Raw genomic sequence first — 22,165 nt, forward strand, 5'->3', positions numbered from 1 at the left:
ATGCACGCTCGGTTGACCGGGCTCCTGGGAGCCCTCGTTCTTTTCACGTTCGCGATCACCGGTGCAGCCCACGCGGCCCGCGCCGACGCATCCGACGCCAGCGCCTCGAAAGTCGCCTACATCAGCCTGATCATCGACGACCTGGGGCAGAGCCCGCAGCGAGACAGCCGCGCGCTGGCCCTCCCCGGCCCGGTGACGCTGGCCATCATGCCGGACACGCCCCACGCCACCGACTTCGCCCGCCAGGCCCACAAGGCAGGCAAGACGGTCATGTTGCACATGCCCATGGACCCGGCGACCGGCCCTTATGCCTGGCGCCCGGACCTGCCGTTGACGGAGCTTGAGTCACGGCTCAACGCTGCGCTGTTGAAGGTGCCCTATGCGGCAGGTATCAATAACCATGAAGGCAGCCGCATGACAGCCGAACCGGTGGCGATGAGCTGGCTGGTCGGTGAGTTGCAACGCCGGCATCTGTTTTTCGTCGACAGCCGTACCAGCGCTAAAACCGTCGCTGCAGCAGAGGCGCAGAAGATCGGCCTGGCCAGCCTATCGCGGGATGTTTTCCTGGATGACGAGCGCACCGCCGAAGCGATCACCGGCCAGCTCCAGAGCGCAATCCGCCTGGCACACAAACAAGGCTCGGCAGTGATGATCGGCCATCCTTATCCCGTGACCCTGGACGTACTGGAACGGGAGCTGCCAAAGCTGAAAAGCCAAGGCATCGAATGGATCGAACTGCGTCACATGATCGGGTTGCGCGGTAATCAGGCCATGGATGGGCATGGGAAGAATGGGGTGTATCGGTGAGCTGAACGCCACCCCTTGTAGGCGCGCACTTGCCCGCGATTGCGGTGTGTCATTTTGGCGATGAAGTCGCTGCTCCAGTGCAATCGCGGGCAAGCGCGCTCCTACAAGAGGCGTCTTGGCTCAAAGGTATTTCGCGAGAATACTGTCGACCACCCCTTCCTTGCGCAGCTGATCCAGCGCCGTTTGTAGCTTCTGAACCACTTCATCGGGCGTGTCCCTGTTCAGCGCCAGAAACAGTTCGGCGCTGTTGAAGCGCAGCACCGTCTTGAGTCCGGTCACCCCTTCTTGCCGCGCCAGATAGCGCCCCGCAGGATCTCCCGTGGCCCAGAGATCGATCTGGCCATCGATGAGCTTTTTCGCATTGTCCTTGTCGCTGAGTACGGTGATCGGGTGCATGCCTTGCCGCCCCAGTTCTTCGGCGATCGCGTCGCCCTTGTAGGCCCCAATTCGGTACTGCCGGGCGTCTTCAAGGTTATTCAAACGGATCGGACTGTCCGCTTTCGCCAGCATGATCCAGTCATCGGGCCCGATCGGCCCAACCCACTTGAACAGCTTCTCGCGCTCGGGCAAACGTGCGGTGACGAATACACCATAACCCGGCTTTTCCAGCGCCAGTTTGTAGATGCGGTCCCACGGGAAGCGCAGGGTCATGTTGTAACCGATCCCGGCACGCTTGAAGGTCTGGCGAACGATCTCGACGGCAATGCCCTGGATGTTGTTTTCCTGGGCGAAGTTCTTGCCATCGATGGCCATGTTGTAGGGCGGGAAATTCTCAGTGAGCAGCACCACTGAATAGTCTGTCCTTTTTCCTTCACCCGTACCGATAGCCGGTTCATCTGCATACGTCCCCTTACTCGGCATCAAAACGAACAGTGCGAGAAAACACGCAGCAGGTTTAAGCATACGGCTGTTCCTTATCCATGGCTGTGGACAGAGTGCGGACCTCAAATGCCGTTGTCCAGAGTCTTCATTGCATCGCGTATTTTTTTGAGCACGCGATACCTATGTATGCGCCCTGAACAGCGTTTGTCTGACTAATTGAGGGCTTCACTGACCGCTTACAACGTGAGCGGAAGCCCTCACTTTAAAGACAGGTACCACCATGCAACATCGAACAGCAGCCTATGTGTTCGCAATGATCACGCTTTTGTCAGCACACATGGTCCAAGCCCAGGATTACGGCGAAGGCGGGGCTAACCGCTCTCCTGCCATCGCCCTCGATAATGCACAGCGTCGCCACGAACACTGGCGCGCGATCGGGCGTCTGCACGTCGACCAGGCTTCGCAAAGGTCGCGCTGCACAGGCGCACTGATCGACTCGCGTGACGGAGCAACCCACGCCGCCGGGCCCGCCTATATCCTCACCAGCGGGCACTGCGCAACCCGCCACAGCCTCAATTTCACCCGCGACACGCTGATTCAGGGGCATATCGATTTCGACTACTTTCTCGGCAACATGCACAGGACGCAGCGTCACGAGTTGAAACAGATCGTCAGAGCGACCATGCGCGGCGCCGACCTGGCCCTCATTGAACTGAAAACGCCCTTGCAGGAATTGCTGGATCTCGGTATCGAGCCCTTGAAGCTGAGCCCTCGACCACCCACCGATGGCACGGACCTGATGGTCGTCGGGGCGCCGTCCGGTCACGAGAGCGCGCCAGGACTGAGGCTGTCGCTGTGTGCTTACGAAGGCGAAGAGGATCTGGTCGAGGAAGTGTTTGTCTTTCGCGGCTTTTACAAACACCGCTGCGCTGGAATCGCTCCGGGCAGTTCCGGCAGCCCGCTGCTGGATCGCCGCTCAAACCGTATTGTCGGGGTGCTCAGTACATCGACCGGCCTCGCCAAGGAAGAAAACCGCTGCCAGACCAACGCGCCTTGCGAGATAAAGGCCGGCCAGCCGGCATGGTCAGCGGATACTCAATACTCAAGTCCTGCGATGGGGCTGCAATCGTGCTTCGTCCGAGGTCAATTCAACCCCGATGGTCAAGAATGCATACTTCGATCAACGCTCGAAATGACGCTTGGCGACGATTATTCACCTAACACCTACCAACGCATCACACTGGATCGACAGGGTAACCCTGTATTCCCGACCTGGTCCTGGCCGTTCTCGCTGGACACCCCGATGTATCGCTACAAAGCCACTCGCAGCGCCACGGAATGCGAAAGCCCGCATTACTACAACGATGCAGCCGACGCTGCCAACGCGTTGATCGATGATCCAGTCGGGCCTGAGGCGGGCATGCACTTTCTGTGCATCATCGGCGTGACATCGCAGGCGCAACGACCCGCCCGCGAAATGATGAAAACGCCCGTGGTGATAGCGATGGAGTTGGCACCGGCAGGCCCGACTCGCATGCCGGAACTGACGATTGATCGCCTGAACGATGGGGGTTATCGGGTAACGCCCTACTTCTCCACCCCATCGCTGTGGGTATACACATTCAAATCAGGGGCACCCGATACCGTACGCTGCGATGAGCAGGAAGGTTACACGCCCCACTTCGAGGGCGCGAAAACCTTCGAAGCATCGGAATTGCCCATCAAGCTGTGCTCAAAAGCCCACGACTTGTCGAAACAGGCATCACTGCCGCGCACCGATCTACTCGAGCCGTGATCAGCGAACGACAATCCCTTGCTGCGCCATGAACGCCTTGGCTTCCGGCACGGTGTATTCGCCGAAGTGGAAGATGCTCGCCGCCAGCACCGCGCTCGCGTGGCCTTGCAGCACGCCATCGGCGAGGTGCTGGAGATTGCCCACGCCACCCGACGCGATGACCGGAATGCCCAGCGCATCGCTGATCGCGCGGGTCACGCCCAGGTCGAAACCGTTCTTCATGCCGTCCTGATCCATGCTGGTCAGCAGAATTTCACCCGCGCCCAGACCTTCCATCTTCTTCGCCCACTCGACGGCGTCCAGACCAGTCGGTTTGCGACCGCCGTGGGTGAAGATTTCCCAGCGCGGGGTCTCGCCGGGGCCGGAGACTTTCTTGGCGTCGATGGCCACGACGATGCACTGCGAACCGAAACGCGCAGCCGCTTCGCCCACAAATTCAGGAGTGAACACCGCAGCGGTGTTGATCGACACCTTGTCGGCGCCGGCATTGAGCAGGTTGCGAATGTCCTGAACGGTGCGTACGCCGCCGCCGACGGTCAACGGGATGAAGACCTGGCTGGCCATCCGCTCGACGGTATGCAGCGTGGTATCACGGCCATCCACGCTGGCGGTGATGTCGAGAAAGGTGATTTCGTCCGCGCCTTGCTCATCGTAACGACGGGCAATTTCTACCGGATCACCGGCATCGCGGATGTTTTCGAACTTCACGCCCTTGACCACGCGACCGTTGTCGACATCCAGGCAGGGAATAATACGTTTGGCGAGGGCCATTGGGGTCAACCTCTGAAATTTGGAACACCTGCAGGAGCGCGCTTGCCCGCGATAGCGTTGTATCAGCAGCCATGAATGTCACAGCCACACCGCCATCGCGGGCGAGCGCGCTCCTACAAATCAGACCGCGTACCGATCACAGAACGCCTGGGCTTCTGCGACGTCCAGCGTGCCTTCATAGATCGCGCGGCCGGTGATAGCACCGATGATGCCCGGCGCCTTGGCATCCAGCAGCGCCTTGATGTCGCCCAGGTTGTGGATGCCGCCCGACGCAATCACCGGGATTTTCGTGGCTGCCGCCAGCGCTGCAGTGAACGGGACGTTGCAGCCCTGCATCATTCCGTCTTTGGCAATGTCCGTGTAGACGATGGCCGAGACGCCGTCAGCTTCGAAACGCTTGGCCAGGTCGATCACCTGGACCGAGCTGACTTCCGCCCAGCCGTCTGTGGCAACGAAACCGTCTTTGGCGTCCAGGCCGACGATGACTTTGCCTGGAAACGCACGACAGGCTTCGGCGACGAATTCAGGCTCCTTGACCGCCTTGGTACCGATGATCACGTAGCTTACGCCCGCTTTGACATAGTGCTCGATGGTCTCCAGCGAACGGATGCCGCCACCGATCTGGATCGGCAGGCTCGGGTAGCGCTTGGCGATGGCCGTGACCACTTCCCCGTTGACCGGCTGGCCTTCGAACGCGCCGTTCAGGTCGACCAGATGCAGGCGGCGGCAGCCACCGTCGACCCATTTGGCAGCCATGCTGACCGGGTCATCGGAGAATACCGTGGAATCTTCCATGCGGCCCTGGCGCAGACGCACGCAGGCGCCGTCTTTAAGGTCGATAGCGGGGATGATCAGCATCAGCTTTTCCTTCGTCACAAGAGCAGCAAGTTGCAAGCGGTGAGCTGCAAGCAGGCACGCGTGGATCAGTCTTGCAGCTTTAAGCGTTGAGCTCGTCGCTGCCCTCAGTTTTTTTCGAGCGACCAGATGTCGCTTTCGAGGATTTCAAAACGCTCTTTCAACAGCGCCTGGGCATCGAAAATCGCTCGGTTGTAATAGTGCGGCGCGATTTCACGGGTGAACAACTCAAGGATTTCCGCCGCTTCGAACGTGCCAAGGGCCAATTCGAAGCGGTCCTCCATGAAACGCTTGATCTGGTGACACGCTTCGCTCTCCTGTTCGGGCGTCAGGGTCAGGATCGGCGCCTTGTTCTTGCGGCTCATTACCAGCGGCCGTCCCACGCGGCGAAGTTCTGCAACAGTTGCAGGCCGTGGGTATGGCTCTTCTCGGGGTGGAACTGCACGGCGAACCGCGAACCGTCCGCCAGCGCGGCAGCGAAGTCACGACCGTAATGACCGCGGCCGACGATCTGCCGCGGGTGCGGCGAGTCGATGAAGTAGCTGTGCACGAAGTAGAACCGGGCTTTGTCGGGGATGCTGTGCCACAGGGGGTGATCCACCGACTGCTCGACTTCGTTCCAGCCCATGTGAGGCACCTTCAAGTGCTGGCCGTCTTCGTGAAGGTCCTTGCCGAAGAAACGCACCTGACCGGGAAACAGACCGATGCAATCGACGCCGTCGTTCTCTTCACTGCGGTCCATCAGGGCTTGCATGCCGACGCAGATGCCCAGGAAAGGGCGGTCCTGACTGACTTCACGCACCAGGGCGTCAAAGCCCAGACGGCGGATTTCGGCCATGCAATCGCGGATCGCGCCGACACCGGGAAACACGATGCGATCGGCTTCACGGATCACGTCGGCATCACTGGTGATCAACACGCGACCGGCGCCGACGTGCTCCAACGCCTTGGCCACCGAATGCAGGTTGCCCATGCCATAGTCGATAACGGCAACGGTCTGCATTACAGCACGCCCTTGGTGGATGGCATCTGCCCGGCCATGCGGTCATCCAGCTCCACGGCCATGCGCAGCGCGCGGCCAAAGGCCTTGAACACGGTTTCGATCTGGTGGTGGGTGTTGTGCCCGCGCAGGTTGTCGATGTGCAAGGTCACGTTGGCGTGGTTCACGAAGCCCTGGAAAAACTCCTGAAACAGGTCCACGTCGAAGCCGCCCACCGTGGCGCGAGTGTAAGGGACGTGCATCTGCAAGCCAGGACGGCCCGAGAAGTCGATGACGACGCGCGACAGCGCTTCGTCCAGCGGTACATAGGCGTGGCCGTAGCGACGAATGCCTTTCTTGTCGCCGATGGCTTTGCTGAACGCCTGGCCCAAGGTGATGCCGACGTCCTCCACGGTGTGGTGGTCGTCGATTTCCAGGTCGCCTTTGCAATCGAGTTCGATGTCGATCAGCCCGTGACGGGCGATCTGGTCGAGCATGTGTTCAAGAAAAGGCACACCGATATCGAATCGGGCCTTTCCGGTGCCATCCAGGTTGATCGAGGCTTTGACCTGGGTTTCCAGGGTGTCGCGCTCGACGAACGCTTTACGTTCGGCCATCACCAGCTCCGCAAAATCATTGGGCGAAAAGGCGGACATTATAGGCGTGTGGCAGGGAAACAGAAACACGAGACGTGGGATGGTAGACGGGATGACGCAGGTAGACATGTCTGTACAAGACACGAACACCCCCGCATCGCAGGAGCGCGCTTGCCCGGGACGGCGATGTGCCTGTGACGTTTTCAGCGTCTGACACGGCCCCATCGCGGGCAAGCGCGCTCCTACAGCTTTAGCGTGTGCGAACAGCCTTAATGGAACAGCACTGCCGTTTTCTGCAGCGTGATCCATACGCCCCACGCCAGTGGGATACCCACCGCCAGCCAGGCGAGAATGGCCAGCGGCTTGGTGCCTGCGTCGGCCTTCCACTCCAGCGAGGTGGTGTGGTCAGCGCCTGCATCGTGGCCAATCGCCTGTTCGGCTTTCAGCTCTTCGTCGGTCATGAAGTACTTGTCGGCCACCGGGCGCACCAGCATGTTGCAGATGAAGCCCAGCACCAGCAGACCGGCGAGGATGTACAGGGTGATGTCGTAGGCGTCAGCCCGCGCCACACCGTGGCTGAGCTGATACTCGCGCAGGTAGTTCACCAACACCGGGCCCAGCACGCCCGCGGCAGCCCAGGCCGTCAACAGACGACCGTGGATCGCGCCTACCATTTGCGTACCGAACAGGTCCGCCAAGTAAGCCGGAACGGTGGCGAAACCCCCGCCGTACATCGACAGCACCACGCAAAACGCCGCGACGAACAGCGCAACGCTGCCCAAGTGGCCAAGCGTCGGCACCGATGCGTAGAGCAGGAAGCCCAGCGCGAAGAACACGAAGTACGTGGCTTTACGGCCGATGTAGTCGGAGAACGACGCCCAGAAGAAACGACCGCCGATGTTGAACAGGCTCAACAGGCCGGTAAAGCCCGCCGCGATGGCCGCGATGGCCGCCAGTTGCGAGGCGTCCAGTTGTGCGAAGCCCTGATCGGTCCCCAGCAGTTTGCCGCCAAACACTTCCTGCAGCAGGGGCGAAGCCATGCCGAGGATGCCGATACCTGCCGAAACGTTCAGGCACAGCACCAGCCACACCAGGCGGAACTGCGGAGTTTTCCATGCCACGCTGACGTGCACGTGACGGTTGGTGATCATCGCGCTGTTGGTTTTCTTTGCCGGCGCGGTCCAGCCTTCAGGCTTCCAGCCGGTTGGCGGAACGCGGTAAGCCAGGGCGCCGCCGATCATGAACACGAAATAGATCGCGGCCATGGCGACGAAGCTCTGCCACACGCCCACGCTGTCAGGCGTAGCAAAGTGGCCCATCAGCGCGGTGGCCAGTGGCGCACCCACCATGGCGCCGCCGCCGAAGCCCATGATTGCCATGCCGGTCGCCATACCGCGCTTGTCCGGAAACCATTTGATCAGGGTCGAAACAGGCGAGATGTACCCCAGGCCCAGACCGATACCGCCGATCACGCCCGAGCCAATCCACATCAGCCAGATCTGGTGGGTATAGACACCCAGCGCCGAGATCAGCAAGCCGCCGCACCAGCACAATGCCGACACGACACCCGCTTTACGTGGGCCTGCGTGTTCCAGCCAGCCACCCCAGATGGCCGCCGAGCAACCCAGAAAGATGAAGAACAGGGTGTAGATCCAGCCCAGCATCGAAATCGGCCAGTCACAGCTGGACGAGAAGACCTGTTCGAAGAACCCCATGTCCGGCGAGCAGGCCACGGCCGTCTTGATGCCGATTGCCTTGGACAGCGGCAGCCAGAACACCGAGAAACCGTAGGCCATGCCGATACACAAATGGATCGCCAGTGCCGCTGGCGGAACCAGCCATCGATTGAAGCCACGCTTGGCAATGATGCGTTCTTTGGACAAGAACGCAGGCTGAGCGACAGTGCCGCCCAGAGCAGTGCTCGTAGTCATTGTTTGTTTTGCCCCTATTTATAGTTGTGCCACGCCAGAACCACGGCAACGGCTCTGCCACTTCTCTTGACGCCACATGCATCGGAAGCTTTATCGGCAGAACGGCCTCATAACGTGACAATTCGACGCAAGTATTTCGCGAACGGCGAGAGATTAGCATTTGCAACGTGACATAAAGCATTCTGCTACTACCTTTTTTATGCCGTCTGTCATGCGATCACGCCATGAAAAGCCCTGCGTACGCTCGGCGAATGACCGGAATTTCCTGCTGTCCCAGTTCCGCGTACCTTTACCTGGCCACTGCGCAAGGTCGAACGAGGCCCGGCGCCTGCGTGAGAACGCTATACTCGCGGGCTAAATTTTGAACGAATCGATTAAAGGACTCGCCCATGAAAGCGTTCGGCAAAATCCTGGGACTCTTCATTCTCGGGCTGTTGCTGATCATCGTGGCTCTCGGCTTTGCCTTGACCCATCTGTTTGATCCCAACGACTACAAAGACGAGATTCGCAAACTGGTACGCGACCGGGCCCATGTCGAACTGACCCTTAACGGCGACATCGGCTGGAGCCTGTTCCCCTGGCTGGGCCTGGAGCTGCATGACGCCAGTGTGGCGACACTGACCGAGCCGACCAAACCCTTTGCCGACCTGCAAATGCTGGGGCTGTCGGTACGCGTCCTGCCGCTGCTGCGCAAAGAAGTGCAGATGAGTGACGTTCGGGTGGAAGGCCTGAACCTGATGCTGACCCGCGACGAAAACGGCCATGGCAACTGGGAGGACATCGGCAAGACGCCCGCTGCCGCGGCCAACCCGACGCAGCCCTCCACGCCTGCGGCCCAACCCGCACCCGACGCGAGCGCCCGCCCGGAACGCAGTTGGCAGCCCCTCAAACTGGACATCGACAGCTTGACGGTGAATAACGCACGCGTCGATTTCAACGATATCCAGAAGGCCCGGCAATTCACCGCCGAAAGCATTCAACTGAGCACCGGGCCAGTCCACAACGCCACGGACATCCCGATCAAACTGACGGCCTTTCTCAGCACCAATCAGCCTGTGGTGCGCACCAAGACGGAGTTAACCGGCAAGTTGCGCTTCGACCGTGCCCTCAAACGCTATCAACTGGACGACATGCGCTTCTCTGGGGAGGCCGCTGGCGATCCCCTGCAAGGCAAGACGCTGAGCTTTTCCGCACAAGGTCAATTGTTAGCGGATATGTCGGCCAACGTCGCCGAGTGGACCAACCTCAAGCTGTCCGCCAACCAATTGCGCGCGCTGGGCGAATTGCGTGTGCGCGATCTGGACAAGGCGCCTCAACTGAGCGGCGGTATCTCCATCGCCCAGTTCAACCTGCGTGAGTTCCTCGACAGCATTGGCCAGGCGGCACCCACACTGGGTGAAAACAGCCTGACCCGGCTGGAAATGGTCAGCCGCATCGCCGCCACTCAGAACAGTGTGTCCCTAGATGACCTGACCCTGCGACTGGACGACAGCACCATTACCGGCCATGCGGCCGTGGAGGACTTCGCGCGGCAATCGCTGCGGCTGCAACTCAAGGCCGATACCTTCGACGCCGACCGCTATCGCCCGCCACAGAGCGAACAGGCAAAAGCCGCTGGCGCTGCGCGCAAATCCGAGGTCCAGAGTGGCGAGGCCGAGGCCATGGCCGCCTCGGGCACTTCGCCTCTGCCCAACCAGCCCACACAGGGGGCGTGGAGCGACACACGCCTGCTGCCACTGGAGCGCATGCGCAAACTGGACGTCGATGCGGACCTGAGCTTTGGCAAGCTGACCGTGGAAAAGCTGCCTATCCAGAACGCGGCCCTGAAAACCTCGGCGCGAGACGGTGTGGTCACCGTCGACAGCCTGCGCGGTGAACTTTACAACGGCAATTTCGAAGTCAAAGGCAACCTCGACGTGCGCCCGGAAGTACCGCTGGCTGCCGTGCAGACGCGCATCGTCCGGGTACCGGTCGAGCATTTCATCCAGAGCCAAGGCACGACGCCTCCCTTGCGGGGGCGGCTGACGCTGAACAGCGATGTGACCGCCAAGGGCAACAGTGAAAAAGCCTTGGTCGAAAGCCTCAACGGCACGGCCAACTTCGCACTCAACGATGGCGTACTGGTCAACGCCAATCTCGAGCAGCAGCTCTGCCGCGGCATTTCAGTGCTCAATCGCAAAACCTTGAGCGGCGAGCCACGGGGCAAGGACACCCCGTTTCAACAACTCAATGGCAATCTGGTGTTCCGCAACGGCGTGGCCAGCAACCCGGACCTGAAGGTGCGCACGCCGGGGCTGACCGTCAACGGCGATGGCGACATCGACCTGCGGGTACTGGGCATGAATTACCGCGTCGGCGTGATTATCGAAGGCGACAAGAGCGACATGCCGGATCCCGCCTGCGAAGTGAACCCACGCTTCGTGGGGATCGAATGGCCGATTCTCTGCCGCGGCCCGCTGGAGCTGGGCGCCAAAGCCTGTCGGCTGGATAACGAAGGGCTGGGCAAGGTCGCCGCGAAGCTGGCCACCGACCGCATCGGCGACAAGATCGATGAAAAGCTGGGGGACAAGGTCAGTCCCGAGCTCAAGGATGCCATCAAGGGATTGTTCAAGCGGTAACAGCCAACCGCGAAACTCTGTAGGAGCGCGCTTGCTCCGCGATAGCTGTCTATCAGACGCCGATTGAGTGCCTGATCTATCGCATTGCGGGCAAGCGCGCTCCCACAGTCGCTAACCTATATTCCCTGAACACCGGAACCATGATGCAACCCGAGCAGTTCTCCTCCGCCGTTCTTGACTGGTACGACCGTCACGGCCGCCATGACCTTCCTTGGCAACACGACATCACGCCATACCGCGTCTGGGTATCGGAAATCATGCTGCAACAGACGCAGGTCAGCACCGTCCTCGGCTACTTCGACCGCTTCATGGACGCTTTGCCCACGGTTCAAGCGCTGGCCGAAGCACCGGAAGATGAGGTGCTGCACTTGTGGACCGGGCTGGGCTACTACACCCGCGCCCGCAATCTGCAAAAGGCGGCGAAAATTATCGTCGCCGAGCACGGCGGAGAATTCCCGCGTGACGTAGAAAAGCTCACCGCGTTGCCGGGTATCGGGCAGTCCACCGCCGGGGCGATCGCCAGCATCAGCATGGGCCTGCGCGCCCCGATTCTGGACGGCAACGTCAAACGGGTGCTGGCGCGCTTCACCGCGCAAGAGGGCTACCCGGGCGATCCGAAAGTGGCCCGGCAGATGTGGGCAACCGCGGAGCGCTTCACGCCCCAAGCCCGCGTCAACCACTACACTCAGGCCATGATGGACCTTGGCGCCACGCTCTGCACACGCAGCAAACCCAGTTGCCTGCTTTGCCCGCTGGAGCGCGGCTGTGAAGCCCACATGCTTGGCCTGGAGACACGCTACCCCGTTCCCAAGCCACGCAAGGTGGTTCCGCAGAAACGCACACTGATGCCGATCTTCGCCAACCGCGAAGGCGAAATTCTGTTGTACCGCCGCCCATCGTCCGGCCTGTGGGGTGGACTGTGGAGCTTGCCGCAACTGGACGAGATCGACGACATGCAACACCTCGCCGATCAACACGCGCTGGAGATGGGCGCCCCGCAGGCGCTACCCGGGCTGGTTCATACCTTCAGCCATTTTCAGCTCACCATCGAGCCCTGGCTGGTCCGCGTCGAGGAGTCCGCCCATCACGTGGCCGAGGACGACTGGCTCTGGTATAACCTCGCCACCCCGCCGCGCCTGGGCCTCGCCGCCCCGGTGAAGAAACTGCTGAAACACGCAGCCGACGTATTGAATGCAGGAGAACCGTCATGACCCGCACCGTAATGTGCCGCAAATACAAAGAAGAACTGCCTGGCCTGGAGCGCCCGCCCTACCCTGGGGCCAAAGGTGAAGACATCTACAACCACGTCTCTCAGAAGGCCTGGGCCGATTGGCAGAAACACCAGACGCTGCTGATCAACGAGCGCCGCCTGAACATGATGAACGCCGACGACCGCAAATTCCTTCAAACCGAAATGGACAAGTACCTCTCTGGAGAGGAATACGCCAAGGCCGAAGGCTACGTTCCTCCTTCCGAATGACCCCGCGCGGGCGGCATCCATCGTAAGCGGAGGAAATAATTCAAATTTTTTTCAACGACACGCTTGACGCCCTCCGGAAAAACACGTCTAATGCGCCCCGTTGCCCAGATAGCTCAGTCGGTAGAGCAGGGGATTGAAAATCCCCGTGTCGGCGGTTCGATTCCGTCTCTGGGCACCACTAATACCGAAAGACCCCTGCATCGAAAGATTCAGGGGTTTTTTATTGGGCGCAATTCTCGGCCAACTCTTCCGGCCCCAGCTTGGCAAATCGACCGGCTTGGGTTTTCATAGCCCGCCTCCCTTGCCCACCAAAGGACCCACTTGCATGGCCTCCGCAGACAAACAGCAAAAACGTGCCCAGCGCGCCAAAGCCAAGGCCAAGCAAAACCGTTCCGGCAAGGGCAAACAGAACGTCGTGCATCCGGTGCTGAATCATGCCTTCGTCGACGAACCCTTCGATGACGTAGCCATTGACCTGAGTACGTTCGATTTCAAGGACATCGAAGAAAATGGCTTCGACCCTGCGGATTTCGACGACCTGTTCGAAGCCATGAAGAAAGCCGAAGGCATCAGCCTGCTGGCGATGTGCGTCGTGTTCCTGCAGTACCCGGTGCTGGAACTGGTCATCGCCGAGGAAGACGAGGAAGACGAGGAACCGGCCACCGACTTCATGATGGGGCTGCTGATCACCTACCGCGGCATTTTTTACGACGAAGACGAAGACACCGCCGTGGAATGGATTGGCAGCGAGACCTTTCAGAAAGCCTATGGCGAGGCCTCGCAAATCCTGGAGCGCAAGAACGCGCGAGACGGAAGCCGTCGCTTTTAAGCCGTTTTTTGATTTACATGACCCCGATCAAGACGGTAGCTTTGCGCCATCACGAGAATGCAATTCCTTCTCACTAAGGCTACCGTTGTGAAATTCCCTCGTTCCCCCTCATCCATTCCGGCTTTCGATAGAGCGGGCACCTACACCAAGCCCCGAATTTTCCTGCACTGGCTGTCGGCGGCGATTATTCTGTGGGCCACGTTCAGCGGCTTCGGCGTCGTGCTGCTGGCCCCCACCGATCCGTTCCGGCAATGGGTCGAGTCGTTCAATCCACAGATCACCAGCCTGTTCATCCCCTTCTTCGCCTGGCGCTTGTGGCTGGCCATCAAGGCAAGCCCGGCGCACCCGCGCACCACGACACAGGAACGCCTCGCCAGCGTTGCCCATACGGCGATCTACGCAGCGGTGACCGGCGTACTGATCACTGGCGTGTTGATGATGAGCCACCCTGTGTTGCTGCTGGACCTCGTGCCTCTGCCTCAGTTGATCCATTCGAAGATAGCGCTGCTGGAGCTGCACGAACTGCATCACGTGCTGTGCGCGATTCTCGCGGGACTTGTGGCGTTGCATTTGGGAGCAGTGGTGCTGCATCAACTGCGCGGCAAACCAATTCTCGACAGAATGCGTTTGAGCCGATAACAAGGCACCGCGCCTCCTTGACCTGCTATTCGCCTATCCAGAGAACGGTGCCTCAAAAAAAACGGCCACCTTCATGCTGAAGGCAGCCGCTCTTTCTGCTCAGGCAACGCCCGCTCAATCAGCTCAATTGAGCACTACCTTGCCTGCCTTCACCGCCTTGCGACGATTCGACACGATCAGGCCTGCGGCGACCACCAGGATGCTGAGCAGCCCCGTCGCGATGATTTCCATGCGATGCGCTTCCTGAAACAGCATGACCGTCAGGACCGCGACGATGAAAACGATCACCAACCAAGTCAGCCCTGGGAACAGCCACATCCGGAATGCGATGGCCTGGCCTTCGGCTTCACGCTTGCGACGCATGCGCAGTTGCGAAACGGCGATCACCAGGTACACCAGCAGTGCAATGGCGCCGGAGCTGGCGAGCAGGAAGTCGAACACCGCGGCAGGGGCGACGTAGTTGGCGAACACGGCGGCGAACGCCGCGGCTGTGGACAGCAGAACGGCCCAATAAGGCGTACCCGCCTTGCTGGTGCGCTGCGAAACGGCCGGGGCATCGCCACGCTTCCCAAGGGAAAAGAGCATGCGCGAAGCGGTGTAAAGCGCCGAGTTGAGGCAACTCGTCACCGCCACCAACACCACGAGATCGACGATCAGCTTGGCATTCGGAATGCCCATCAGGTCGAGCACGGTCTGGTAAGAACCCACCTGCGCCAGGCGACTGTCATTCCAAGGCACCAGCGCGACGACCAGGAAAATCGACACCAGGTAGAACAGGCAGATCCGCCAGATCACCGAGTTGGTGGCTTTGGTGATTTGCTCGCCGGGGTTTTTCGACTCAGCCGCAGCGATGGTGACGATTTCGGTGCCCATGAACGAAAACATGGTCGTCAGCATGGCAGCCAGCACGGCGCCCATCCCGTTGGGCATGAAGCCTTGGGTGTCGAACAAGTGGCTGACGCCGCTGACCTGGCTGTTCGGCAGCAGGCCGAATACAGCGGCCATGCCCAAAATCACAAAGCCGATAATTGCCAGGACTTTGATCAGTGCGAACCAGAACTCGAACTCTCCGTAGTTCTTGACGCTGAACAAGTTGGTGGCGGTCAGTACCAGCGTGATCACCAATGTGAATGCCCAGATCGCGACGTTCGGAAACCAGGCATGAAGAATCGTCGCGGCGGCGTTGGCTTCCAATGGAATCACCAGTACCCAGAACCACCAGTACAGCCAGCCGATCGTGAAACCGGCCCAGTGGCCGATCGCGCGGTCGGCATAGGTTGAGAACGAGCCGGTGTCGGGCGACGCCACTGCCATCTCGGCCAACATGCGCATGACCAGCACCACGAGCGTGCCGGCTGCGGCATAGGCCAGCAAAACCGCTGGGCCCGCTTCAGCGATGGCGTGTCCGGAACCGACGAACAGACCCGCGCCAATCACGCCCGCGATGGACAGCATGGTGATATGGCGCGGTTTGAGCCCCTGATCGAGGTTTGAAGAATTTCGGGTAGTGCTCATGTAAGCAACCTTTAAAATTTGTACGGATCAGAGCGGTTTGCGACCCGCGTAAAAAGATCGCAACAGCCCTGTTATTTATTTTTTACGCAAGAACTACGCCAATACAGCTCAAAAGCGACGTCGCGCGTGGATATGCCCGCTGCAGGGGCTTTCGGTAAGTGCTTGAGAGAAATGACCTTTCAACATTTCTGAAGAGAGTGTTACCGAGTGCTACAGGATAGAGACGTTTTGTCGCACCGAAAATACACAGGAGGCGACAGAAAGCACCAAATAAGCGCACAGATCCGACCTTCCATCGCCGTGCTGGCCGAAATAGCCTTCCACACGGCGTTTAAAGCTGGCACCATCGCGCCCTTTTTGCGCACGGCCATACCGCTCAACGTGCGTGAACAGCATTGAAACTGTAAGGACCCGACATGGCTCATGCCGCGCCCGCCCTCGAAATTCGCAACCTGCATAAACGCTATGGAGCGCTGGAAGTCCTCAAAGGCGTCTCTCTGACCGCACGCGACGGCGACGTCATCTCGATTCTCGGCTCATCGGGTTCAGGCAAATCCACCTTGTTGCGCTGCATCAATCTGCTGGAAAACCCGCACAACGGTGAAATCCTCGTCGCCGGTGAAGCCCTCAAACTCAAAGCCTCGCGCAGGGGTGAACTGATTGCCGCTGACCATCGTCAGATCAATCGCCTGCGCAGCGAGATCGGTTTCGTCTTCCAGAACTTCAACCTGTGGCCCCACATGACCGTTCTGGACAACATCATCGAAGCGCCACGCCGGGTGTTGGGCCAGAGCAGGGCCGAGGCCTGTGATGTCGCGGAAGGATTGCTGGCCAAAGTGGGCATGGCTGACAAGCGCCATGCCTACCCGAACCAGTTGTCCGGCGGTCAGCAGCAGCGCGTGGCCATCGCCCGCACACTGGCAATGCAGCCTAAAGTCATTCTGTTCGACGAGCCGACCTCTGCGCTCGACCCGGAGATGGTGCAGGAAGTGCTTGGCGTGATCCGCGGCTTGGCCGAAGAAGGCCGGACCATGCTGATGGTCACGCATGAAATGAAGTTCGCCCGGCAGGTGTCCAGCGAGGTGGTGTTCCTGCATCAGGGGCGAGTGGAGGAGCAAGGTTCGCCCCAGCAGGTTTTTGACGACCCGCAGTCGGCGCGCTGCAAACAATTCATGTCCAGCAATCGCTAACGGAGCAATATCGATGCAGACCCTGAAATCCTTCCTGGCGGCCGCGCTTCTGTTGGCGACCTCCAGCGCTTTTGCTGCCGAAACCCTCAAGATGGGCATCGAAGGCGCGTACCCGCCGTTCAACAACAAGGACGCCAGCGGCCAAGTGGTGGGCTTTGACGTTGAAATCGGCAATGCCTTGTGTGCCAAGATGAAAGTCACCTGCGAAGTGGTCACTTCCGATTGGGACGGGATTATCCCGGCCCTGAACGCACAGAAGTTCGACTTCATCGTCTCCTCGATGTCCATCACCGAAGAGCGCAAGCAAGCCGTCGACTTCACCAACCCTTACTATTCGAACAAGTTGCAGTTCATCGCGCCCAAGGCCAGTAATCTCGGCGCCAACAACGACGCCATCAAAGAAGCGCTGAAAGGCAAGACCATCGGTGCACAACGGGCAACCCTGTCTGGCACCTGGCTGGAAGACAACTGGGGCGACGATGTCACGATCAAGCTCTACGACTCGCAGGAAAACGCCTTCCTTGACCTGGCTTCCGGCCGAGTGGATGCCTTGCTTGGCGACAAGTACGCCAGCTACGAATGGCTGAAAAGCGATGAGGGGAAAAACTTCGAATTCAAGGGCGAACCCATGTTCGGCGAGGACAAGATCGGCATTGCCGTCCGCCAGGGTGATCCGCTGCGCGAGCGCTTGAACACCGCGCTGAAAGAAATCATCGAAGACGGCACCTACAAAAAAATCAACGACAAGTACTTCCCTTTCAGCATCCTCTGACTGCCCAGGCCGCCCCGCCATGCCTCGCAGGGCGGGGCCGCTGCCTAACGAAACAACACAATGAACCTCGATCTCCAAGGATTCGGCCCCGCCCTTGCTGCCGGTGTGCTGATGACCATTCAACTCGCGCTGTCGGCGCTGTGCCTGGGTTTAGTGCTCGGCCTGCTGGGCGCATTGGCCAAAACCTCGTCCAATCGGGCCCTGCGCTGGCTCGGCAGCAGCTACTCGACGTTGGTGCGCGGCATCCCTGAATTGCTTTGGGTGTTGCTGATCTACTTCGGCACGGTCAACGCAATGCGCGCCATCGGCCATGTGTTCGGCATTCCCAACCTGTCCCTCAGCGCCTTCGCCGCAGGCGTGATTGCCTTGGGCCTGTGCTTCGGCGCGTACGCCACGGAGGTGTTTCGCGGCGCCATGCTGGCCATCCCCAAAGGCCATCGTGAAGCCGGGCTGGCGCTGGGGCTCTCGGGCCCGCGCATCTTCATCAAGCTGGTCATGCCGCAGATGTGGCGCATCGCCCTGCCGGGGCTGGGCAACCTGTTCATGATTCTGATGAAGGACACCGCGCTGGTCTCCGTCATCGGCCTGGAAGAAGTCATGCGCCACGCGCAGATCGCCGTCACCACCACCCGGCAGCCGTTCACCTTTTATATGGTTGCAGCGTTCATGTACCTGGGCATGACCGCCGTGTCGATGCTGGGCCTGGCATGGCTGGAGCGACGGGCAGCGGTCGGTTTCGTGAGGCGCGCAGCATGAGTTGGGAATTCGTCCTCAAATGGCTGCCCAAGTTGCTACAAGGCGCGGCCCTGACACTGGAGCTGGTGGCGATCGCCGTTGTATGCGGGCTGATCCTGGCAGTTCCGCTGGGTATCGCGCGCGCCTCGCGTCACCCTTACGTGCGCGCCCTGCCCTTCGCCTACATCTTCTTCTTTCGCGGCACACCGCTCTTGGTGCAACTGTTCCTCGTCTATTACGGGCTGGCGCAGTTCCAAGCGGTCACGCAAAGCCTGCTGTGGCCTTACCTGCGCGAGCCGTTCTTCTGCGCAGCGCTGACCATGACGCTGCACACCACGGCCTACATTGCCGAAATCCTGCGCGGCGCGATTCAGGCCGTGCCGCCCGGAGAAGTCGAAGCGGCGCGTGCGCTGGGCATGTCCAAAAGCAAGGCGCTGCTTTACATCATCCTGCCCCGCGCCGCGCGCATCGGCCTGCCGGCCTACAGCAACGAGGTCATCCTGATGCTCAAGGCCAGCGCCCTGGCCAGCACCGTGACCCTGCTCGACATCACCGGCATGGCCCGAACCATCAACGCCCGGACCTACATGCCGGAACAAACCTTCTTCATCGCGGGGATGATTTACCTGGTGATGTCGTTCGCTCTGGTGCAAGGCTTCAAATGGCTGGAGCGGCGTCTGCGGGTGGACGCCCACCAAGGCGTCTGATCGGGAGGTTCGTGGGGTGGCGGTGCTCGCCAAGGCTGCCGCCCACGGGGTAAAGCCCGTAAGCTTCACCCCACCGCCACAAACCGCCGCTCACACCATGCTGCTCGCCGCCGATCTCACACCTCGCTTCCTCGCCCTCGACGCCTTCCTGCGTGAGCACGAGCACCTGTGGCGACCAAAACCCTTCACCCAGCGCCGCTTACCGTGGGAAGCCCAGCACCCCGAACTGTCCACCTGGCTGCGCCAGCGGTCGTTGGCAGACGCCGAAGCTGCCCACAACCATCCAGAATGCCTGGACGCCCCCGCCCCTTTCGCACAGCTTGCCAGGCAATCTCGGGCACTGAGCGAAGTCGACACGTTCCCCAGCCACGCCCTCGCCGCCCGCGGATCGCGAATGAGCGTCGACGTACCCGGTCGCAAATGGCAACAGATCGAAGCCTTCGCCAGCCGCTTGAGCTTTCGCCAAACGCCCACCCACTGGCTCGACTGGTGCGCCGGCAAAGGCCATCTCGGTAGACGCCTTGCCCATGACGGCCAAGCCCTGACCTGCTTCGAATACGATGAAAACCTGGTCGAGGCCGGCCGTCTGCTCAGCCGCAAGCTCGGCATCAACGCCTTGCACCTGCAACAGGAGGTCATGGCCGACAGCGCCGCCGCCCGCCTTGCCGCGCATCACACCCCAGTCGCCCTCCATGCCTGCGGCGACTTGCACGTGCGGCTCATGCAACTGGCCAGCGACGCCCGCTGCCAACAGATGGCCATCGCCCCATGCTGCTACAACCGCATCGCCGGCGAACGCTACCAACCGCTGTCCGCCGAAGGCTTGGCCTCTCCCCTCACCCTGTCCACAGACGACCTCGGCCTGCCGCTCAGCGAAACCGTGACCGCAGGGGCCCGCGTCCGCCGTCAGCGCGACGCTTCGATGGCGCGCCGTTTGGGCTTCGACCTGCTGCAACGCCAACTGCGCGGCATCGACCACTATTTGCCGACCCCCTCCCTGCCCAGCGCCTGGCTGGAAAAACCCTTCGCCGACTACTGTCGCGACCTCGCCGCACTCAAGGCACTCCCCGCTCCCGGTGCCCAAAACTGGGACACGCTGGAAGCCGCAGGCTGGCAGCGGCTGGCCGAAGTGCGCAACCTCGAACTGCTGCGCAACCTCTTTCGCCGCCCCCTCGAACTCTGGCTCACCCTCGACCGCGCCCTGTACCTGCAACAGCGCGACTACGAAGTCCGTATCGGCACGTTCTGCGAGAGCCACGTCACACCGAGAAATCTGCTCATCCTCGCCGAGCGGATGTAACCGTCTCGCCCGCCGTGCCCTGTGGATAACTCTGTTGATGGTTTACCGCCGTGCGCACATAAATCCTAGCCTGCGCGCCATTTCACAATTTGTTCATTTTTTAAGCAGCGGCGAATCGCTCGGAAAAACAATAGCTTGCGAACAAATGAGAATGCTTCCACAAACCCACCGCTCATCGGCCTGCAAAACCACGCTTTGTGAATAACGATCATCGTGGTCAGGCATAAGCCACGCAAAAAAACTGAAATTAAGGCTTTACTCGACAGACCAAATCCCTATAATCAGCGCCCACACGCCGGTATAGCTCAGTTGGTAGAGCAACTGACTTGTAATCAGTAGGTCCCGGGTTCGACTCCTGGTGCCGGCACCATACAAAACAAGGGCTTGCAGCGATGCAGGCCCTTTGTTTTTCGTGTTCCACGTAACAACACACGTAACAAGTTCTCGGCTCAAGCACTTGCAGTCTTCGAGGGATCGTCTATGGACTGGATTGATAATCTGCTGCGAGTGTTGGGGTTCGCATGGCTGGGTGGCCTACTAGCCATCGTCGGCTTGGCGTTTGCGGTTTTAACTTATCTGTGGACACGGCGGCGAACCAAGTTTACTTACGTGCACCTGGGCGAGCACCTGCTCGGGAGTACCTCCGATAAGCTTCCACCAGCAATAGCTGTCCAGTACAACGGCATCAGCATTCCAAGACTGACTAAGACAGTAATCATCATCTGGAATGATGGCGAAAACACAATCTCTCGAAGCGACATCGTCAACAAAGATCCACTCCGATTACAGGTTGGAAAGGACGGGCACATTCTCTCGGCCTCGATATTGAAGACGAGTCGAGATGTAATCGACTTCAAGCTTGATGACGCGGAATCGCCGAATGAAGCGCTGTTGACCTTCGATTTTCTTGATGCGAAAGACGGCGCGGTTATTGAGGTACTGCACACCAGCACTGAACGCAAGCCCCGCCTACTGGGTACGCTTAAAGGGCTCCCGCAAGGTTTTCAAAGCCTGGGGCAATTCAAGCGTCCAAATCAGCGCATGGCAAAAAACAGGGCCGTATCCAAGATTCTTGCCTTCATTCTCTCGCCAATAGCGTTGGCGGCAGCTGGCTTTTCGCTTGGGCTTTTCGGTCCGCACCCCGATTTTCTCGCTGTGACTCCTAGGGTCGATTCTTCCGCGTCCGCCTTACTAGGGGTTGTTAGCGGTTTCGTCGCCACATGGGCTGCGAGTAGCTGGGCATCCCGACGTAGATATCCCAAGAGCCTCTATTTGGACGCGTTGGAGTGAACCCATGCTGCTCAAGCATTTGTGTGGAACTTCAGATGTGAGTGACCAGCGATGCAGACTTGGTTCGCAGCTGTCATCGGAGCACACCACCGCGTTTTCAGGTTGGCCCTCGGAAACCGATACTTTAGGTAATTAATTCGATATGCCCCATGAAACCCGCAAAGATCTGTATTAAATCAATCACCTAGACGTTTTAGAGCTCAAATCACTCAATTATGCCAAAGCTAGGCAATGGCTGACCGCAGCATCGCACGCGGGGTGTAGCCATTGAGCAATCCATTTTTTACGACTTACCTTTTTCCGTGGGTCAAACCGAGAAAACGCCAGCCGTCTTGGAGGATCAAGGGTCCGAGGGGCTCGATAGCACCCCCTACTTCCGCAGGGTTCTGGAGGCTTTCCATGCAGGAAGCCCTCATAAAGCGCTACGCAGGGCAGGCGGCAGGGTGCAGAAAAAGACCCATTTAGCCCCCTGTATAGACCGGAGACATGGTGGACACGTGTGCGGAGACATGGTGGACACTTTTCGGCGAGATA

General features: G+C 59.9%; 20 protein-coding genes, 2 tRNA genes and 1 pseudogene. 15 read left to right on the top strand and 8 right to left on the bottom strand.

Annotated features, from left to right (window positions below; translation table 11 throughout):
• Complete coding sequence (locus DBP26_RS10600; protein WP_108237532.1) at positions 1 to 807, top strand: divergent polysaccharide deacetylase family protein; 807 nt, start codon at positions 1 to 3, stop codon at positions 805 to 807.
• A gap of 120 nt (positions 808 to 927) precedes the next feature.
• Here DBP26_RS10600 and DBP26_RS10605 read toward each other — a convergent pair.
• Positions 928 to 1,605 (bottom strand): annotated as a pseudogene (locus DBP26_RS10605) (ABC transporter substrate-binding protein); the annotation flags it as partial.
• 304 nt (positions 1,606 to 1,909) lie between these two features.
• Here DBP26_RS10605 and DBP26_RS10610 point away from each other — a divergent pair.
• Complete coding sequence (locus tag DBP26_RS10610; protein WP_108237533.1) at positions 1,910 to 3,424, top strand: serine protease; 1,515 nt, start codon at positions 1,910 to 1,912, stop codon at positions 3,422 to 3,424.
• On the opposite strand, the gene hisF is transcribed toward DBP26_RS10610, so the two are convergent.
• From hisF to DBP26_RS10640, 6 genes are all read right to left on the bottom strand, one after another.
• Positions 3,425 to 4,195 carry an imidazole glycerol phosphate synthase subunit HisF gene (gene hisF, locus DBP26_RS10615; protein ID WP_108237534.1) on the bottom strand — a complete coding sequence of 257 codons (771 nt, stop codon included), beginning with the start codon at positions 4,193 to 4,195 and terminating at the stop codon, positions 3,425 to 3,427. It abuts the gene before it with no gap.
• Positions 4,196 to 4,315: 120 nt separating this feature from the next.
• A complete protein-coding gene (hisA, locus tag DBP26_RS10620; protein ID WP_108237535.1) occupies positions 4,316 to 5,053 on the bottom strand; it encodes a 1-(5-phosphoribosyl)-5-[(5-phosphoribosylamino)methylideneamino]imidazole-4-carboxamide isomerase in 738 nt (245 codons plus the stop codon).
• Positions 5,054 to 5,157: 104 nt separating this feature from the next.
• Positions 5,158 to 5,415, bottom strand: a complete 258-nt coding sequence (locus DBP26_RS10625) for a DUF2164 domain-containing protein (protein WP_108237536.1) — start codon at positions 5,413 to 5,415, stop codon at positions 5,158 to 5,160.
• Positions 5,415 to 6,053, bottom strand: coding sequence for an imidazole glycerol phosphate synthase subunit HisH (gene hisH, locus DBP26_RS10630; protein WP_108237537.1), 639 nt, complete (start codon positions 6,051 to 6,053; stop codon positions 5,415 to 5,417). The genes DBP26_RS10625 and hisH overlap by 1 nt, the downstream gene beginning before the upstream one ends.
• On the bottom strand, positions 6,053 to 6,646 hold the full coding sequence (hisB, locus tag DBP26_RS10635; protein WP_108237538.1) for an imidazoleglycerol-phosphate dehydratase HisB: 594 nt from the start codon (positions 6,644 to 6,646) through the stop codon (positions 6,053 to 6,055). The genes hisH and hisB overlap by 1 nt, the downstream gene beginning before the upstream one ends.
• A 248-nt stretch (positions 6,647 to 6,894) precedes the next feature.
• A complete protein-coding gene (locus DBP26_RS10640) occupies positions 6,895 to 8,556 on the bottom strand; it encodes an OFA family MFS transporter (RefSeq protein WP_108237539.1) in 1,662 nt (553 codons plus the stop codon).
• Between the two features lie 389 nt (positions 8,557 to 8,945).
• Between DBP26_RS10640 and DBP26_RS10645 the strand changes: the two genes are divergently transcribed.
• The 6 genes from DBP26_RS10645 to DBP26_RS10670 all read left to right on the top strand — a co-directional run bounded on the left by DBP26_RS10645 (position 8,946) and on the right by DBP26_RS10670 (position 14,122).
• Positions 8,946 to 11,174, top strand: coding sequence for an AsmA family protein (locus DBP26_RS10645; RefSeq protein ID WP_108237540.1), 2,229 nt, complete (start codon positions 8,946 to 8,948; stop codon positions 11,172 to 11,174).
• 143 nt (positions 11,175 to 11,317) lie between these two features.
• Positions 11,318 to 12,385 (top strand): A/G-specific adenine glycosylase, encoded by a 1,068-nt coding sequence (mutY, locus tag DBP26_RS10650; protein ID WP_108237541.1) that lies wholly within the window; start codon positions 11,318 to 11,320, stop codon positions 12,383 to 12,385.
• Positions 12,382 to 12,654 carry an oxidative damage protection protein gene (locus tag DBP26_RS10655; RefSeq protein WP_108237542.1) on the top strand — a complete coding sequence of 91 codons (273 nt, stop codon included), beginning with the start codon at positions 12,382 to 12,384 and terminating at the stop codon, positions 12,652 to 12,654. The genes mutY and DBP26_RS10655 overlap by 4 nt, the downstream gene beginning before the upstream one ends.
• 102 nt (positions 12,655 to 12,756) lie before the next feature.
• Positions 12,757 to 12,832 (top strand) — tRNA-Phe (locus DBP26_RS10660).
• Between the two features lie 147 nt (positions 12,833 to 12,979).
• Positions 12,980 to 13,483, top strand: a complete 504-nt coding sequence (locus DBP26_RS10665; protein WP_108237543.1) for a hypothetical protein — start codon at positions 12,980 to 12,982, stop codon at positions 13,481 to 13,483.
• A gap of 87 nt (positions 13,484 to 13,570) precedes the next feature.
• A complete protein-coding gene (locus DBP26_RS10670) occupies positions 13,571 to 14,122 on the top strand; it encodes a cytochrome b/b6 domain-containing protein (RefSeq protein WP_256601528.1) in 552 nt (183 codons plus the stop codon).
• 123 nt (positions 14,123 to 14,245) lie between these two features.
• On the opposite strand, the gene gabP is transcribed toward DBP26_RS10670, so the two are convergent.
• Complete coding sequence (gabP, locus tag DBP26_RS10675; RefSeq protein WP_108237545.1) at positions 14,246 to 15,637, bottom strand: GABA permease; 1,392 nt, start codon at positions 15,635 to 15,637, stop codon at positions 14,246 to 14,248.
• 416 nt (positions 15,638 to 16,053) lie between these two features.
• Here gabP and DBP26_RS10680 point away from each other — a divergent pair, with 416 nt between their 5' ends.
• The 7 genes from DBP26_RS10680 (at position 16,054) to DBP26_RS10710 (ending at position 21,631) form a co-directional block, all read left to right on the top strand.
• Complete coding sequence (locus DBP26_RS10680) at positions 16,054 to 16,827, top strand: ABC transporter ATP-binding protein (RefSeq protein ID WP_108237546.1); 774 nt, start codon at positions 16,054 to 16,056, stop codon at positions 16,825 to 16,827.
• 13 nt (positions 16,828 to 16,840) lie between these two features.
• Entirely contained in the window at positions 16,841 to 17,599 is a 759-nt protein-coding gene (locus tag DBP26_RS10685; RefSeq protein WP_108237547.1) for an ABC transporter substrate-binding protein, read from the top strand.
• A 60-nt stretch (positions 17,600 to 17,659) separates the two neighbouring features.
• The gene (locus DBP26_RS10690; RefSeq protein ID WP_108237548.1) at positions 17,660 to 18,355 is read left to right on the top strand and encodes an ABC transporter permease; all 696 of its coding nucleotides are present in this window, start codon (positions 17,660 to 17,662) and stop codon (positions 18,353 to 18,355) included.
• The gene (locus tag DBP26_RS10695; protein WP_108237549.1) at positions 18,352 to 19,041 is read left to right on the top strand and encodes an ABC transporter permease; all 690 of its coding nucleotides are present in this window, start codon (positions 18,352 to 18,354) and stop codon (positions 19,039 to 19,041) included. Before DBP26_RS10690 ends, DBP26_RS10695 begins: the two co-directional genes overlap by 4 nt.
• A gap of 97 nt (positions 19,042 to 19,138) precedes the next feature.
• Positions 19,139 to 20,341, top strand: coding sequence for a methyltransferase (locus DBP26_RS10700; RefSeq protein ID WP_108237563.1), 1,203 nt, complete (start codon positions 19,139 to 19,141; stop codon positions 20,339 to 20,341).
• A gap of 294 nt (positions 20,342 to 20,635) precedes the next feature.
• A tRNA-Thr gene (locus DBP26_RS10705) sits at positions 20,636 to 20,711 on the top strand.
• A 110-nt stretch (positions 20,712 to 20,821) separates the two neighbouring features.
• Positions 20,822 to 21,631, top strand: coding sequence for a hypothetical protein (locus DBP26_RS10710; RefSeq protein WP_108237550.1), 810 nt, complete (start codon positions 20,822 to 20,824; stop codon positions 21,629 to 21,631).
• Positions 21,632 to 22,165: the final 534 nt, after the last annotated feature.

Source organism: Pseudomonas sp. RIT409 (assembly GCF_003052515.2).
Classification (GTDB): Bacteria; Pseudomonadota; Gammaproteobacteria; order Pseudomonadales; family Pseudomonadaceae; genus Aquipseudomonas.

What these genes read in the sequence shown, in the direction of transcription:
- DBP26_RS10600 (WP_108237532.1), top strand. Translation starts at nt 1, where the DNA reads ATGCACGCTCGGTTGACCGGGCTCCTGGGAGCCCTCGTTCTTTTCACG.
- DBP26_RS10610 (WP_108237533.1), top strand. Translation starts at nt 1,910, where the DNA reads ATGCAACATCGAACAGCAGCCTATGTGTTCGCAATGATCACGCTTTTG.
- hisF (WP_108237534.1), bottom strand. Translation starts at nt 4,195, where the DNA reads ATGGCCCTCGCCAAACGTATTATTCCCTGCCTGGATGTCGACAACGGT.
- hisA (WP_108237535.1), bottom strand. Translation starts at nt 5,053, where the DNA reads ATGCTGATCATCCCCGCTATCGACCTTAAAGACGGCGCCTGCGTGCGT.
- DBP26_RS10625 (WP_108237536.1), bottom strand. Translation starts at nt 5,415, where the DNA reads ATGAGCCGCAAGAACAAGGCGCCGATCCTGACCCTGACGCCCGAACAG.
- hisH (WP_108237537.1), bottom strand. Translation starts at nt 6,053, where the DNA reads ATGCAGACCGTTGCCGTTATCGACTATGGCATGGGCAACCTGCATTCG.
- hisB (WP_108237538.1), bottom strand. Translation starts at nt 6,646, where the DNA reads ATGGCCGAACGTAAAGCGTTCGTCGAGCGCGACACCCTGGAAACCCAG.
- DBP26_RS10640 (WP_108237539.1), bottom strand. Translation starts at nt 8,556, where the DNA reads ATGACTACGAGCACTGCTCTGGGCGGCACTGTCGCTCAGCCTGCGTTC.
- DBP26_RS10645 (WP_108237540.1), top strand. Translation starts at nt 8,946, where the DNA reads ATGAAAGCGTTCGGCAAAATCCTGGGACTCTTCATTCTCGGGCTGTTG.
- mutY (WP_108237541.1), top strand. Translation starts at nt 11,318, where the DNA reads ATGCAACCCGAGCAGTTCTCCTCCGCCGTTCTTGACTGGTACGACCGT.
- DBP26_RS10655 (WP_108237542.1), top strand. Translation starts at nt 12,382, where the DNA reads ATGACCCGCACCGTAATGTGCCGCAAATACAAAGAAGAACTGCCTGGC.
- DBP26_RS10665 (WP_108237543.1), top strand. Translation starts at nt 12,980, where the DNA reads ATGGCCTCCGCAGACAAACAGCAAAAACGTGCCCAGCGCGCCAAAGCC.
- gabP (WP_108237545.1), bottom strand. Translation starts at nt 15,637, where the DNA reads ATGAGCACTACCCGAAATTCTTCAAACCTCGATCAGGGGCTCAAACCG.
- DBP26_RS10680 (WP_108237546.1), top strand. Translation starts at nt 16,054, where the DNA reads ATGGCTCATGCCGCGCCCGCCCTCGAAATTCGCAACCTGCATAAACGC.
- DBP26_RS10685 (WP_108237547.1), top strand. Translation starts at nt 16,841, where the DNA reads ATGCAGACCCTGAAATCCTTCCTGGCGGCCGCGCTTCTGTTGGCGACC.
- DBP26_RS10690 (WP_108237548.1), top strand. Translation starts at nt 17,660, where the DNA reads ATGAACCTCGATCTCCAAGGATTCGGCCCCGCCCTTGCTGCCGGTGTG.
- DBP26_RS10695 (WP_108237549.1), top strand. Translation starts at nt 18,352, where the DNA reads ATGAGTTGGGAATTCGTCCTCAAATGGCTGCCCAAGTTGCTACAAGGC.
- DBP26_RS10700 (WP_108237563.1), top strand. Translation starts at nt 19,139, where the DNA reads ATGCTGCTCGCCGCCGATCTCACACCTCGCTTCCTCGCCCTCGACGCC.
- DBP26_RS10710 (WP_108237550.1), top strand. Translation starts at nt 20,822, where the DNA reads ATGGACTGGATTGATAATCTGCTGCGAGTGTTGGGGTTCGCATGGCTG.